Source organism: Nocardia yamanashiensis NBRC 100130 (genome assembly GCF_001613325.1).
Classification (GTDB): domain Bacteria; phylum Actinomycetota; class Actinomycetes; order Mycobacteriales; family Mycobacteriaceae; genus Nocardia; species Nocardia yamanashiensis.
Map to the genome: position 1 here is coordinate 214,410 of NZ_BDCD01000016.1, position 12,585 is coordinate 226,994.

General features: G+C 65.4%; 16 protein-coding genes. 9 read left to right on the plus strand and 7 right to left on the minus strand.

Annotated features, from left to right (window positions below; genetic code table 11):
- Positions 1 to 129 precede the first annotated feature (129 nt).
- Positions 130 to 1,584, minus strand: a complete 1,455-nt coding sequence (locus tag NY1_RS17695; protein ID WP_084535061.1) for a flavin monoamine oxidase family protein — start codon at positions 1,582 to 1,584, stop codon at positions 130 to 132.
- A gap of 153 nt (positions 1,585 to 1,737) precedes the next feature.
- Here NY1_RS17695 and NY1_RS17700 point away from each other — a divergent pair, with 153 nt between their 5' ends.
- Positions 1,738 to 2,871 (plus strand): hypothetical protein, encoded by a 1,134-nt coding sequence (locus NY1_RS17700; RefSeq protein ID WP_067714082.1) that lies wholly within the window; start codon positions 1,738 to 1,740, stop codon positions 2,869 to 2,871.
- Here NY1_RS17700 and NY1_RS17705 read toward each other — a convergent pair.
- Positions 2,839 to 3,741: a LysR family transcriptional regulator gene (locus NY1_RS17705; RefSeq protein ID WP_067714084.1), complete on the minus strand. Its 903-nt coding sequence runs from the start codon at positions 3,739 to 3,741 to the stop codon at positions 2,839 to 2,841. The genes NY1_RS17700 and NY1_RS17705 overlap by 33 nt on opposite strands.
- A 152-nt stretch (positions 3,742 to 3,893) precedes the next feature.
- Between NY1_RS17705 and NY1_RS17710 the strand changes: the two genes are divergently transcribed.
- Positions 3,894 to 4,193 carry an EthD family reductase gene (locus NY1_RS17710; protein WP_067714087.1) on the plus strand — a complete coding sequence of 100 codons (300 nt, stop codon included), beginning with the start codon at positions 3,894 to 3,896 and terminating at the stop codon, positions 4,191 to 4,193.
- 6 nt (positions 4,194 to 4,199) lie between these two features.
- Here NY1_RS17710 and NY1_RS17715 read toward each other — a convergent pair whose 3' ends face one another.
- Positions 4,200 to 4,526 (minus strand): ArsR/SmtB family transcription factor, encoded by a 327-nt coding sequence (locus NY1_RS17715; protein ID WP_067714525.1) that lies wholly within the window; start codon positions 4,524 to 4,526, stop codon positions 4,200 to 4,202.
- A gap of 117 nt (positions 4,527 to 4,643) precedes the next feature.
- Between NY1_RS17715 and NY1_RS17720 the strand changes: the two genes are divergently transcribed.
- From NY1_RS17720 to NY1_RS17725, 4 genes are all read left to right on the plus strand, one after another.
- Positions 4,644 to 5,825 carry an MFS transporter gene (locus tag NY1_RS17720; RefSeq protein WP_067714090.1) on the plus strand — a complete coding sequence of 394 codons (1,182 nt, stop codon included), beginning with the start codon at positions 4,644 to 4,646 and terminating at the stop codon, positions 5,823 to 5,825.
- Between the two features lie 164 nt (positions 5,826 to 5,989).
- Complete coding sequence (locus NY1_RS43000; RefSeq protein ID WP_157762298.1) at positions 5,990 to 6,214, plus strand: hypothetical protein; 225 nt, start codon at positions 5,990 to 5,992, stop codon at positions 6,212 to 6,214.
- Positions 6,211 to 6,384: a hypothetical protein gene (locus tag NY1_RS43005; protein WP_157762299.1), complete on the plus strand. Its 174-nt coding sequence runs from the start codon at positions 6,211 to 6,213 to the stop codon at positions 6,382 to 6,384. The genes NY1_RS43000 and NY1_RS43005 overlap by 4 nt, the downstream gene beginning before the upstream one ends.
- 131 nt (positions 6,385 to 6,515) lie before the next feature.
- Positions 6,516 to 6,671, plus strand: coding sequence for a winged helix-turn-helix transcriptional regulator (locus NY1_RS17725; protein WP_233434369.1), 156 nt, complete (start codon positions 6,516 to 6,518; stop codon positions 6,669 to 6,671).
- Positions 6,672 to 6,743: 72 nt separating this feature from the next.
- Here NY1_RS17725 and NY1_RS17730 read toward each other — a convergent pair whose 3' ends face one another.
- Positions 6,744 to 7,469 carry an SDR family oxidoreductase gene (locus NY1_RS17730; protein ID WP_067714092.1) on the minus strand — a complete coding sequence of 242 codons (726 nt, stop codon included), beginning with the start codon at positions 7,467 to 7,469 and terminating at the stop codon, positions 6,744 to 6,746.
- Between the two features lie 105 nt (positions 7,470 to 7,574).
- Between NY1_RS17730 and NY1_RS17735 the strand changes: the two genes are divergently transcribed.
- Positions 7,575 to 8,414: a LysR family transcriptional regulator gene (locus NY1_RS17735; RefSeq protein ID WP_067714094.1), complete on the plus strand. Its 840-nt coding sequence runs from the start codon at positions 7,575 to 7,577 to the stop codon at positions 8,412 to 8,414.
- A 27-nt stretch (positions 8,415 to 8,441) separates the two neighbouring features.
- Here NY1_RS17735 and NY1_RS17740 read toward each other — a convergent pair whose 3' ends face one another.
- Complete coding sequence (locus NY1_RS17740) at positions 8,442 to 9,215, minus strand: hypothetical protein (RefSeq protein ID WP_067714097.1); 774 nt, start codon at positions 9,213 to 9,215, stop codon at positions 8,442 to 8,444.
- A 177-nt stretch (positions 9,216 to 9,392) separates the two neighbouring features.
- Here NY1_RS17740 and NY1_RS17745 point away from each other — a divergent pair, with 177 nt between their 5' ends.
- A complete protein-coding gene (locus tag NY1_RS17745) occupies positions 9,393 to 9,998 on the plus strand; it encodes a hypothetical protein (RefSeq protein ID WP_067714099.1) in 606 nt (201 codons plus the stop codon).
- A gap of 33 nt (positions 9,999 to 10,031) precedes the next feature.
- On the opposite strand, the gene NY1_RS17750 is transcribed toward NY1_RS17745, so the two are convergent.
- Positions 10,032 to 10,517 (minus strand): hypothetical protein, encoded by a 486-nt coding sequence (locus tag NY1_RS17750; RefSeq protein WP_067714101.1) that lies wholly within the window; start codon positions 10,515 to 10,517, stop codon positions 10,032 to 10,034.
- A 177-nt stretch (positions 10,518 to 10,694) separates the two neighbouring features.
- On the opposite strand from NY1_RS17750, the gene NY1_RS17755 reads away from it, so the two are divergent.
- A complete protein-coding gene (locus NY1_RS17755) occupies positions 10,695 to 10,991 on the plus strand; it encodes a putative quinol monooxygenase (RefSeq protein ID WP_067714104.1) in 297 nt (98 codons plus the stop codon).
- A gap of 117 nt (positions 10,992 to 11,108) precedes the next feature.
- Here the strand turns inward: NY1_RS17755 and NY1_RS17760 are convergent, their stop codons facing one another.
- Positions 11,109 to 12,398, minus strand: a complete 1,290-nt coding sequence (locus NY1_RS17760) for a DoxX family protein (protein WP_157762300.1) — start codon at positions 12,396 to 12,398, stop codon at positions 11,109 to 11,111.
- Positions 12,399 to 12,585: the final 187 nt, after the last annotated feature.

A 12,585-nucleotide genomic window follows, 5' to 3' on the forward strand; every position in this document is an offset into this window, starting at 1 on the left:
TCCGCATACTTCCTGACGCCTGGTGTCGAGACCGGCAAACCAGTTCGCCGCCCAGCGGCACTCTCGGTTGGCCGGAAAGCGGTGCATGATCAGGCCTTCATGGCCCATCCGGCAGGGCAACTCCAGCCGTCAGTTTTCGGGCCCGAACCACTGCGGAATCACCTCCTGCACATAGGAACTGATGCACTCGATGGTCGGGCCGGACAAGATTTCACCGACGAAATGTATGCCGTCGCGTCCCTGCATGGCATCTACCCGGTCCAGCCAGCCCTCGCGGATTGCCGCGGCGCTCGGGTACGCGGGCCATTCGGCGATGGTCTCGGTGATCAGTTCGGGGTTCTCGAACAGGAAGAGGCTTTCCTTGGCCAGTTCCCAGGCGCGCGCGTCGGACACCGATCTGTCCGAATTGCTGAAGCACACCCAGTACGGTCCTGGGTGTTGCTTGTTTGCTGCGGTTATTCGATGCAGGGCTTGATCTGGGTCGGTGTCGGTGTAGCTGCCGTACGGGTCTATCACCCAGAAACCCAGCGGTTCGGGGGTATCGACTGCACGTGGGAACGCGATGAGCTCGTTGCGAACTCGGATGAGGTAGCTGCGGGTCCAGGTGCGCGGGCAGTTCTGTTCGTCGAAGAGTTCCCGTATCTCTCCGTTCGGGAACATCTGCCGAATCTGTGTGGGTCGCGTCGTGACGACTACCTTGGAATACATCGCGGTGCAATCCACTCCTGCGCGTCGATAACTGACGCGAACACCTTCCGCGCCAGGCGATTCGATCCGCGTCACCGGAGTATCGACCATCACCTCGATTCGATTGTCCGCGACGATGCGCCGAAGCAAATCGATGAACCCCCGCCGGAAACTGAGCGTTACCGGCCGAGTCGAATTCATCTGCGCGACAAGTGATTCAGGCAGACGATTCAGCAGTTCCTGCCGCTGCCCCGGATACGCCGACAGTATCATCTTCGCCAGCTGCGACACATGCCCCGAGATATGCGCATTGATATTGATAACGCTCTCGGCCGGCTGCCGCGGCCGCCGCATATTCGCATACAGCGTCAGCCCCTGCAGCACTTCCCCCACCAGCGGCGCGTGCCGAGCCCGATACGTCTCCCACGTCTCCCCGGCCCGCCGATCGAACGCCAGCCCGTTCATCCCCGGCCCGCGCCGATCCCGCACCGCTCCTTCGATAATCGTCCACGCCTCGCTGATCTGATCCGCCACCTGTTCAGGTGTCAGAGCCGCGAACAACGGCACGAAATGCGGTGGCACCCCTATCCGAGGCTTCCCCGACCGCGATCGCCCCACGAAATACAAAGCCTCGGTCTGCATCTCGACCGGATACCGCTCCAGCAACCCATGAATCGCCGTCCCCGCGAACCCCTCCCCGAAATCCTGCTGAATCACCAGATGCGCCTGAAAGTCATACACCTCGCCCGCCACCGTCGTGGTCTCGCAATAACCCCCGATCCCCGCCCGCGCCTCGAACACATCGACCCGCTCGAACCCCAACTCCCGCAACTTCGCCGCCACGAGAATCCCACTCTGCCCAGCGCCCACCACGCACACGGGTGCCCGAAGATCCATAACCCCTCCTCCAAGCTCCCACCCAGTATCCGCGCCCCCTCACCCGCCCGGGCCCGAAAGGCATTTCTCCACTTGGACACGCGATTTCGGCGTGTCCTCGACGAACCACCGAGGCGTCCGCCGGGTGTCGGTGGGCGACGTTAGCCTGCGCTCATGATCGATGAGGACAAGTGGGTTGTTCCGAAACGTTGGCTGGCGAAGGCCGAGCCGTTCCGCGGGGTGACCGCTCACCGCCCGATCGAGCCGGCGCCCACCGCGCCGTTGACGCGGGTAGTCGAGCGGTTACGAGAGCGGATCGTCGGAACCCTCGCCAACGCGCGCAACGAGGGGAACGCCGAGATCGCCGATGCCGGCCTGTTGTGGCTGGAATATCTCGATTCGCACGGTCGGACAACGCCTTCCGCACTCGGCGCGGCAGCGGTGGCCACGATCCTCACCGACGACCAGAACAGCTGTTGCCCCTCGTGGGTCCAGCACAGTCAGCACGTCCGCGAGCAACTTGCGGCTCCCATGGTCGACAGCTGGGTTGCCGCGGGCGGGGTCGCCTTCGCCGTCGATGTACTCGCCCACACCGGACGATTGGTGATGGTCCGGCGCCATCAGGACCCCGCCGGTTGGATGCCATGGCGTCGGGTGAGTTATTACCAGTGGTTCGACGCTCTGTCCTTGCGACCGCAGGACGAGCCTTGGTGGGGCCTGCACAGCGAAGCAGCCCGGGCGATACGTGCTCATCTGTCCGTGTTGTCGGAGAAGGAGTACTCCGAAGCTGTGCAGCGGGTCGAGGCTCTGCGGAACACGGGTTCGCTGCTGGCCCGCCTGCTGTCGTCGTATCTGCTGCCCGAACGGCAGGACTGGCTGGAGGCGGACCTGGCCGATCATCCAGCAGACGCCCAGTATTCGCTGCCGCTGGACCTGTTGGTCACCTCGGTGACAACCGCCGCCCAGCTGGATCGCATCGGGCACTTGAAAGGTCGTGCGCCGATGGACACGCTTACGCTGCATGCCGATAGGGCCCCGATCTTCAACGTGGTCTGCCAGCTCGGTCCGGCCGCAGTGCCCGCACTGGCCCTGCTGCTCGATACCTGCCGCACCTCGAAGGACAGAACCTTCGTTGCAGGCATTCTCGCTCAGCTACCGTCCGACGACGCCTTCCGCGCCCTGCTACAGCGGTCGCGCCTCGCGCCCGTGGATTCCGCATTGAAGAAGGCCGCCGCTCGGTATCCGGGTCGTGCGCAGCGTTTGACTTCCCCCTCATCAGTCCGGCAGCCAATGCAGTTCGCGCGCTAGGGCTTTGGCGACGGAGCGGAGGCGGCGGTGTAGTGGTGATTGCACGTGGGGGAGGACCAGGTGGATCGTCAGGGTGGGGGAGCCCTGCAATGGCCGCCATGTGAGACCGGCTGGTTGTGTCGTGATCGCGATTTCTCCGGCTGGGGCGAGTGTGAGCCCGTCGAGTAGGTCGCGTTGGGACAAATCGAAAGATACTGCGGGCGTGTGGAATCGGGGCGACGGGTGGGTGTCGCGGAACAGGGACGATAGTTGATCGTGGATCACGGGGTTGGCGCTGCGGATGGGGAGACGTAGCGGATAGGAGGCCGCGGCTGCGATCTCGATCTCTGGGTGCATGGCCAGCGGATGATGTTGTGCCAGTTGGACTCCGACGCGCTCACGCCGCAGCAGGAACCGGCGTACGCCGCGACCAGGCTGTTCACCGCGGGTGATTCCGGCGTCGACGCGGCCGTCGGCGACGGCGGGGGAGATCTCCGGTGTCGTCATCGGTACCGCGCTGACCTCGAGACCAGGGCTGCTGCGAAGCAGCCTGTCCACCAGCGCCGGTGCGGTCTCAGCCCCCGTGGACAGGCTGTATCCGATCCGCAGGGTGCCCACTTCGCCCGCCCCTGCGTTCCGCGCGGTCTCCCAGGCCCGGTCCAGTGCGGCCAGCGCGGGTGGCGCGGACTCCGCCAAAGCCGCACCGGCCGTGGTCAATACGACGCTGCGCGTGCTCCGAACCAGGAGGCTCGTCCCGAGTTCGGTCTCGAGCCGGCGTATCCGGGCGCTGAGCGCGGGTTGCGCGATACCGACCCGTGCGGCCGCCCGGGTGAAGTTCAACTCCTGCGCCAGCACCAGAAAGTACCGCAGGCTCACCGTATCCGGCGCCACCAGCCCTCCCCGTCGATTGATAACGATCCGTTCTGAGCCTATCCCGTTCCGGTCTTTCCCTCGACCCCGTATCGAGCCCTAACCTGCGGATATGACGATTCATACGACCGAAACCGCACATACCCGCACGGGAGAGCGAGACGGAGCCCACCATGCATAAGACCCTGGTCCTGTATCCCAAGCCCACCGACCCGAACCACTTCCGCGATTACTACGTGACCAAACACCTTCCACTGGTCCAGGATTGGCCCGGCGTCCTGGCCTGGCGCTACAGCTTCGACATAGTGTCGATCAACGGCGAAGCACCGTATTTCGCCGTCTTCGAAGCCGATTTCGCCGACGCCGACGCCCTGGCCGCTGCCCGCGCATCCGAACAGGGCCGGCGGCTGGCCGCCGATGTCGCCAACTACGCCACCGGTGGAGTGATCGTCATCGACTATCCGGTCACGTAGACACCATCACGCTTCGGCCGCGTGCGCCGCGCCCGCCTCGAGCGCGGCATCCAGCACCCCGGGGAAGCGCGCGTTCACCTCGTCGCGGCGCAACTGGACCAGCCGGTTGCGCCCGTCCTGGCGAGTGGAGATGAGACCCGCCTCGCGCAACACCCGAAAGTGGTGGGACGCAGTCGATTTGTGCACCTCGATGCCGTCCGTGGCGGCCTGGCACGAGTGCTCGGCGTCATCGGCCAGCTCGGCCAGCATGCGCAACCGCACCGGGTCGGACAGCGCGTGCATGAGCGTGACGAACCGGATCTCCTCGACGGCCGGTTGGGGCAGGTACCGCATGACGACCACTCTACCGAAACAGTTTGATTGTTTGACATCTATCAAACCGTCTTCATAGTATGACGTTCGTCAAACTAATGCGGGTTCCCGCACTCTCCCTCCCTCTAGGAGCTTCGGGTGAATTCACGATTGGTCACCTTGGCGCTGGGCACCTTCGCCATCGGCATCGACGCGTTCGTGACAGCCGGCCTGCTCGGTCCGGTCGCCGCGGATCTACACGTCTCGACCGCGGCGGCCGGGCAGCTGGTGACGGTGTTCGCGCTGGCATACGCCCTGTTCTCGCCGATTCTCGCGGCCGCCACCGCGCACATTTCCCGCCGCACCATCCTGATGACCGGCTTGGCCCTGTTCGTCGTGGGCAATGTCATCACCGCCGTGGCCGGATGGTTCTGGCTGGTCCTGGCCTCCCGGATACTCGCGGCAGCGGGCGCGGCCATGTACACCCCGAATGCCGCGGCGGTGGCCGGAGCCATCGCGCCGCCGGAACGACGCGGACGGGCCATCGCGGTGGTGACCGGCGGGCTGACCGTGGCCAGCGCCATCGGCGTGCCCTTGGGTTCGTGGATCGGCGGCGCGCTGAGCTGGCGCGCCACCATGGTGATGGTCGCCGTCCTCGGCCTCCTGGCGCTGGCGAGCGTGGCCAAGCTGGTGCCGGACCTGCGCCTGCCCGCCCCCGCCGGCCTGCGCGAACGCCTGAACCTGTTGCGCGACACCACGATCGCCGCCACCTTGTTGCAAGCACTCGCACTGTTCGGCGGCATGTTCACCGTCTACACCTACCTGGCGTCCGCCCTGCACGACGCCACCGGCGGCAGCAGCGGCCGCTTCTCGATCCTGCTCTGGATCTACGGCGTGGTGGCCGTGATCGGCAGCACCGCCGGCGGACACCTGGTCGACCGGATCGGTTCGCGCCGCATCCAACCCGTCGCACTGATCGGCGTCATCGCGGTCCTCGCGACGGTCGGCGTGGCGAGCCATTCCTTCGCCACCGCCGTGATCTGGTCCGCCGCCTTCGCCATCCCCGGCTGGATCTGGGCTGTGGCGCAACAACATCGCCTCATGGAGCTGTCGTCCCAGCACACCCCGCTCCTGATCGGACTCAACGCCTCGGCCCAATACTTCGGCATCGCCCTCGGCGGCGCGGTCGGCGGAATCACCCTGCAGCACTGGGGATCCGGATCCCTCGGCTGGGTCGGCGCCGGCCTCGCCGCCATAGCCCTGGCCCTGCTCGCCCTGAGCCTGCGCACCGCAACCTCCACCCCCGCGCCGCAGCCGCTGTCAAAAGCTCTCACCAGGTGAGTGATTCCGGGCCTTCCGCTCGATGGCAAGACCCCTGAACGCCCCCGGCCCCACTCACCTGCGAAAACAGAACATTCCGACCGTTTCCCGCCAAAATTTAGCGGCACCCGCAAGCCCCTTTTGCCGACAATGATTTCCATACCGATCCCAGAAAGGAGAGTCCGATGGGCGATACGCCCTCCCCGCCGATCTCGTTGTCGTCCATCCACGTCCGATGGTCACCGACCAGCGCCGCCTACATAGCATGGTCCGACCAAGACCCATCCCTCACCTACAGCGACCCCTTCTCCTCCCTGGCCGCAGTAGACGGCCTGATCGCCGCCGCAACAGCCCCCACCAGCAATACCCTGGTCAATACCCACCGGACCAACCACGGAGATGCGCGATGACCGAGAATGACCAGGCGCCGGCCACCACGGCGCCGAAATCTGCGGACACGTCGATCAACAACGACGCGGTATTCGACAACATCTTCACCAACAGCCCGGGCGGCAAAAACCTCAACAGGCCGAAGGTTGACCAGCCCTTGGACGCCGACGCCGCAACCGACGGAACGTAGGCGGTCCGTGGCACACCTGCCAGGTGGGCGCAGGGGGAGGTGCGGTTCGCCGAGTTGCGGCGGTGAATGCCCGGCGTATCCCAGAAGATGCTGTCGGTGACCCTGCAAATCTGGTCCGCGACGGTCTGGTCGTGCGTCGGGTGGAATCGACGGTGCCGCCGCGCGTGCACTATCGGCTCACCAAACTGGGCTTGTCCCTGGAGATCCCATTGGCCGACTTGCGCACCTGGGCCGAGGATCATATGGCCGAAATGCTGGGGGTGTGGCGGCGCTCGAGCTCGGTATAGGCCTGGCGGACTTCGGTCAATCGATAACAGCTACCCCGGCAACGTAAGTCCGCCCGCATCACCGCCCGCCGGTCACCACGGCACCGCTCCGGCGTCATCGAAGAATTCGCCGGTCGGCCCGTACGCGGGCAGGGTCGCGAGGCGAATCGCGATGGCCGCGCCCTGTTCCGGAGTGCGGTTGCCCCGAAAGCCGCTGAGGTCGGTGGCGGTGAGTCCGGGGCAGCCGGAGTTGATCAGGATATTGGTGTCGCGCAGTTCCTTCGCGTATTGGATGGTGAGGGTATTGAGGAAGGTCTTCGAAGCCAGGTAGGCGGTGGGGACCGGGCCCATGTCGATGCCGGGTGTGGTTTGCAGGCTGAGCGAGCCGACGCTGCTGGACATATTGACGATCCGCGGCGCGGCGGAGGCGCGCAGCATCGGCAGCATCGCGTTGGTGACCCGGATGACCCCGATCACGTTGGTTTCCATGACGGTTCGCACGGTCTCGGGTGTGACCGTGGACGGCGTCTGCGGCATACCGCCGGTGATAGCGGCGTTGTTGACCAGTACATCCAGCCCACCGGCCTGCTCGGCGATCAATTCTGCTGCCGCGGAAACACTTTCGTCATCGGTGACGTCCAGCGGCACCCCGAAAGCATCGACCCCGGCCGCGCGCAGCTTCTCCACCGCGGTCTCCCGCCGCAGCCGATCCCGCGCCCCTACGCCGATCCGCCAGCCGAGCGCCCCCAGGCCCGCGGCGATCTCGTATCCAATTCCCTTGTTAGCGCCGGTCACCAGCGCGATCGTCTGTTCACTCACAACGCCGATCCTGCTGCGGGCACACCTGCCCCGTCCAAGACCGATCGGGTAGCCGCCGATACCGCACGGGTATCGGCCGAGGTCATCACCGGATACCATGTCGCGGTGGAGACGCGGGAGATGCGATCTTTCGTCGCCGTCGCCGAGGAGTTGCACTTCGGGCGAGCGGCACAACGACTCGCGATGGCGCAACCACCGTTGTCGCGGGCAATCCAGCAACTGGAACGGCGGCTCGGAGTCATGCTGCTGCACCGTGGTACTCGCGCGATCACCTTGACCGATGCGGGTTCGGTACTGCTGCGTGAGTCCCGCCTCGCCCTGGAAGCGATCGAAGCCGCCGAACGCCGCACCCGCCGCGCCGCCGCCGACCAGCCCGGAATAGTGCTGGCCACCAAGTCCGGCGCCGCCAGTGAACTGCTGTCGAAGCTGCTGCACGCCTACGCCGCCGAACCGGGCGCCGTGGCGGTCGAGGTGATGCTCGCCGGGCCGGGTCAGCCGGAAGCCCTGTTGCGCAATGGGATTGCCGATGTCGCTCTGCTGCATCGGCCTTACGACACGACAGCCGGATTCGACACCGAGGACCTGCACACCGAATCCCAGGTCGTGGTCCTGCCCGCGGGGCATCCCCTCGCGACCCGGTCGCAGGTGTCGCTGGCCGAAGTCGGCACGCTGGCGAACCTGCCCCTGCCGCGCTGGCCTGGACGGGACGGCACCTATCGCGACGGTCCCGGTCCGCAGGTGCGCGACCACACCCAGCTTTTCCAGCTGATCGCGCTCGGGCTCGCGTGCGCGATCGTGCCGGAATCCCTGCGGGCCCAGCTCCGCGACGATCACGCCGTCGTTCCGGTATCCGACGCACCACCCGTCACGACGGTCATCGCGTGGCCTCCGCACAGTAGATCCAAAGCCGTTGCCGACCTTGTCAATACCGCAACACGGCTCTGACTGCCCGCCGGATTATCGTCCACCTGCCTACGACGGTGGCAGGTCGGCGGGGTCATCGGTCGCCGTGGCCGCCCGGCGGAATTCGGCCGTGATCTCCCCGCCGTCGTAGAGTTCACCACCGGCATCCCAGCCCGGTGCTGTCATCAGTTCGACGAGTTCGGCCCACCGCTCGGGATCGATCTTGCCCGCGAGGCGGATATGCCCATAGCTGGACAGCGATTCCAGCTTCCCCCACGCTATGCTGAGGTCGAGCTCACCGAAATCACCGCGCCGGACTTCCCACCCGGCCTGGTCGAAGACGGCGGCGACCTCACCCAGATGCGGGCCGATCTCATCCTCGTACTGCTCACCCGGCTCGGCACGAATTCCCATGTAGACGTTGGGAACTCGCGCCAGGATCGCGGTCAGCCAATCGGGAGTATGCGCGGCGTCACGCGGAAACCACTCCAGCTCCCGGGCATAGTGCTCAGGAATCGCCCCCAGCCTGGGCTCGCCGTCGTAGTCGAAATCGGTACGGAACGAACCGCTTTCGTCGATCTCGCACCGCACGGTGAACCAGGTCCCGATCGCGGGCCGTTTCATGCCGGTCTTCAACCGCCAGCACAGCTTTGCCAGTCCCTCGGGATGGCTGCGCGCCACGGGCTTGCCATTACCGTCGACAACCGAGAATCCGGCCTCAGAGCCCCCATCGCCCACCGACGACCAGGTGAACACCCCTCGCCCGCCCGCAGGCAGCCCAGAGCGCAGAACTCGCTCGATCTCGCCGAGCAGTTCTTCCTGTTGCTCGCTGGTCAGCGCCATCACATCCCCCGCATCCGCCGTAAGTCTCAGTGCGGGACCGACTCTAGCGTGAAACGAGTTCGCGAGGTCACGCGCCGCCGTCGGGCCCAGGCCAACTGCGCGGGCCGGGGCCCGCCCGACACACAATCCCCACATTTCCCACGTCGTTCCTACGCGCCACTGCCGTAGGTTGCGCCTGTGTCCGTCAACACCTTTCGTGCCCCGGCGTCGGCCCTGCTTCTGGCACTGATCGCCTACGGTGTCGTGCTGCATCGCGGTTGGATAGTCACCAAGTTGTGGCTGCTGGCCCTGCCATTGCTCCTGGCCATCGCCCTCGTGCTCATCACCCTCTTCGTCGTTGCGGTCTGGCGGGCCGGCCGTCACCCGAGCCCCTGGCCATTGGCGATAACGTCCATGCTCACCGTCCTCGGGATAGCCGGCCCCGCGTTCCTCGCCACCCACCTCGAAGCCTCCGCCTGGACCCGCTTCTGGCTGGAACGCCCTGCCTTCGCCGCCATCGCCCACATGGAAGTGCCCCCCTACGGCCAAGGCGACTACTACGGCACCGACCTACCCGCCCAACTATGTTTCGTCTCGGCAATGTGCAAAGTAGCCGTCATCGGCACCAGCGCAGGCCACCCGGTCCGCTTCGTCCCCGACTACGTCGGTATCCCCGACGACGCCTTCGGCTACGGCCATTTCATCGGCAAACCCGACCCGGGCCCCTACGACGGCTTCGGCGCACAGATCTGCCCCACCATGGAGCTGGCGGGGGGATGGTGGTGGCTCGATTACTGCGGCTGAGTTCGAGTTGGCCGCGAGGGGGAGTGTCGTCGTCTACGGCAATTCGCGGCCGTTCAGTTCCAGCTGCTCCGGTGGATGCCATCGAAACCACATGTCGGTGCCGTCGACTCGATACCGATCGCCCTTGTCGAATCGCATCTCCGCCACGAGCTTTCGAGAATTCGCCGGAACCTGACGATGTGGTGCCAGTGCGGCAGTCAATTCGTCATAGCGAGCATCGATACCGCCCTGGCCCGGATGACTGTCGCTGGTAACTTCGCCGGCGATGAAACGCTGATCCCAGCGAGCGTAGATCGCCCACCGCTCGAGCTCCCAGGTCACTGCTTCCGCATTCGCGGGCCACACATTGAACAGATAGCCGACGTCCACGCGATCGAAGGCCCAGCCCTCGAAATAGTGTGGCCGCCCGCCGATATCGGCGAGGCCTGAACGCGGCCAGTCGTACCGCTCCGATTCGACGTACACCCGCTCGAAGCCGTCGGTGACCAGGACAGTCTCGTCCCATTCATTACCTGACACGGCCGAATGCTAGCCCGTGGCTAGGGCAGTCGCAGGGGCAGTGGCAAACGAAGAGCCCGATGGTTTGCCGAACATGCCAACAAGATCGACTGAGGGCAGGCCATGGGCGGAATTTCAGGAGAAAGTAGTGCAGGTCCCACGGGGAAGAGATTTCGATCGTGAAAGGTTGACCGGTCCATGACGATCACCGCAATCTCCACCCTGCAGGCTCGCCCAGGCAAGGAAGACCTGGTGCAAGCGCAGGCGCTGTCCCTGATCGAGCCGTCGCTCGCCGAGCCCGGGTGCCTCAGTTACCAGCCCTATCAGCACCCGACCCAGCCGGGGAGCTGGGTGGTCATCGAATCCTGGGACAGTCGGGCGGCTTTCGAAGCGCACCTGAACAGCCCGCACCTGCAGGAGGCGTTCGCGGCGGGAGCTGAGCTGCTGGCCGGGCCGCCTCAGGAGCAGCTGTTCGAGGTGCCCTCCTCGAACTGATCCCCAATGTCCGAGAGCTTGCGGCGCGCGAGGATTATCTCGCCGAGCGGGCTTTCGGCCGAGGTCAAGGTGCGCTCTGCCTCGACGATGCCACCTGCATCGTGGAGGCAGGCGTCTTCACCTCGTCGATGATTCCGAGGGCGTGGGGCATGCTGGTCGGCCCGAAACACAGCTGTTGTTAGGGAATTCGGTGACCCAGTGGAATCCGCTCTGCCGCAGTGTGAAACGGTCTGCATGGTAGAGGGTTAGTTCCATCGTGACCGGATGACCGTCCAGATCGCCGCTGAGCCGCAACTGGTTCGGTGTGGGGCGCTCGACCGTGAAGTTTGCCCAGGGTGCGGCGGATTCGGAATCGGTCCAGGAACGCAGTATGAGCTGCTTTGCTTCGGCGTTGAGTTCCGCCTCTGCAGGTCGGAACTGATCATCCATCGTTTGGATAGCCGTGTACTCGCGTTGGTCGAACACGACTCGCCGCCAACGGGTTTCATCTCCGAGTGTGGCCAGTACCGGTTGGTCGTCTCGGATGAACGTGCTCACTTCCCAGATCCCGTACAGCTCCGATTTGGACTCTCGCTGTTGCCAGGACGCGATGCCATTGACTGTGCCCGCGACGATCAGCCAAACCAGCAGCGCCACTTGCATGCGCGCGATGACGCGCCGTTCGTTGGAGGTCCGGAAGGGTTGCGGGGCGGTCGATGGTGCAGCGGCATTGCCCAGCAGTACTGCCGTGATCCGGCGCGCTTCGGGTGCCACCAATACCAGCGCCATGACCAGTACGTGGAACGACAGAATCTTCACCGGCACGTCGTAGGTCATGTTCAGAACCCACACCTGCGCCGCGCAGACCACGGTCAGGAGTGCGCCTGCCACGGCCGTGCGAGGCACCAGAAGTAGTACGCCGCACAGTATTTCCGCGATCCCGAGCAGGATCTCGTATACCGGCGACACTCCGACCTGGCTCCATAGCACGCTCATCGGCGTCAAGTCACCGAGCGGCTCCAACAGCCGGGTCAGCGACGGCGACGGCATCTGGAGGGGGAAGGCTTTGGCGAAGCCGTAACTCAGCATCGTCCCCGCCGCGCACACTCGCAGCAGCACCAGCAACCAGCCTGCCGCCGTGCGATATTCGGTACGTCGGCGGTCCAGGACGCTCCACACCGCCGTCACGGTCACCGCGATCACGAGAATGCAGAACAGCAGCACCCAGTCATACGCCGTATCACCGCTGCCCGAATCCCGGCGCACGACCTCGACACCGAAAATCGTGCGCCCCACCCACGCCACCACCGGCTGCGGCCACTTCACAGCGACCGGCCGCCACCACACCGCCAGCCCCGGAAACTCCAGGATCACCTGGGTCAGCAACGCGAACAACCCGAAGTACACCAGACTGAACCGAACCAGCACGCGGGTGATCGGCCGCCACCGCTTCGCTTCCTGTCGCTCCGGCTCGATATCGGAGCCAGGCTCGGCGGTTCGAACGCTCATCCTCAGTCCCCACCTTCACAAGGGCGCCACCCGCGCCACGTTCAGCAGGCTGAACATGACAGCGACGACACTAGGAAGCGGGACCTGTCCATCACTTGAAGGATTC

What these genes read in the sequence shown, in the direction of transcription:
- NY1_RS17695 (WP_084535061.1), bottom strand. Translation starts at nt 1,584, where the DNA reads ATGGATCTTCGGGCACCCGTGTGCGTGGTGGGCGCTGGGCAGAGTGGG.
- NY1_RS17700 (WP_067714082.1), top strand. Translation starts at nt 1,738, where the DNA reads ATGATCGATGAGGACAAGTGGGTTGTTCCGAAACGTTGGCTGGCGAAG.
- NY1_RS17710 (WP_067714087.1), top strand. Translation starts at nt 3,894, where the DNA reads ATGCATAAGACCCTGGTCCTGTATCCCAAGCCCACCGACCCGAACCAC.
- NY1_RS17715 (WP_067714525.1), bottom strand. Translation starts at nt 4,526, where the DNA reads ATGCGGTACCTGCCCCAACCGGCCGTCGAGGAGATCCGGTTCGTCACG.
- NY1_RS43000 (WP_157762298.1), top strand. Translation starts at nt 5,990, where the DNA reads ATGGGCGATACGCCCTCCCCGCCGATCTCGTTGTCGTCCATCCACGTC.
- NY1_RS43005 (WP_157762299.1), top strand. Translation starts at nt 6,211, where the DNA reads ATGACCGAGAATGACCAGGCGCCGGCCACCACGGCGCCGAAATCTGCG.
- NY1_RS17740 (WP_067714097.1), bottom strand. Translation starts at nt 9,215, where the DNA reads ATGGCGCTGACCAGCGAGCAACAGGAAGAACTGCTCGGCGAGATCGAG.
- NY1_RS17755 (WP_067714104.1), top strand. Translation starts at nt 10,695, where the DNA reads ATGACGATCACCGCAATCTCCACCCTGCAGGCTCGCCCAGGCAAGGAA.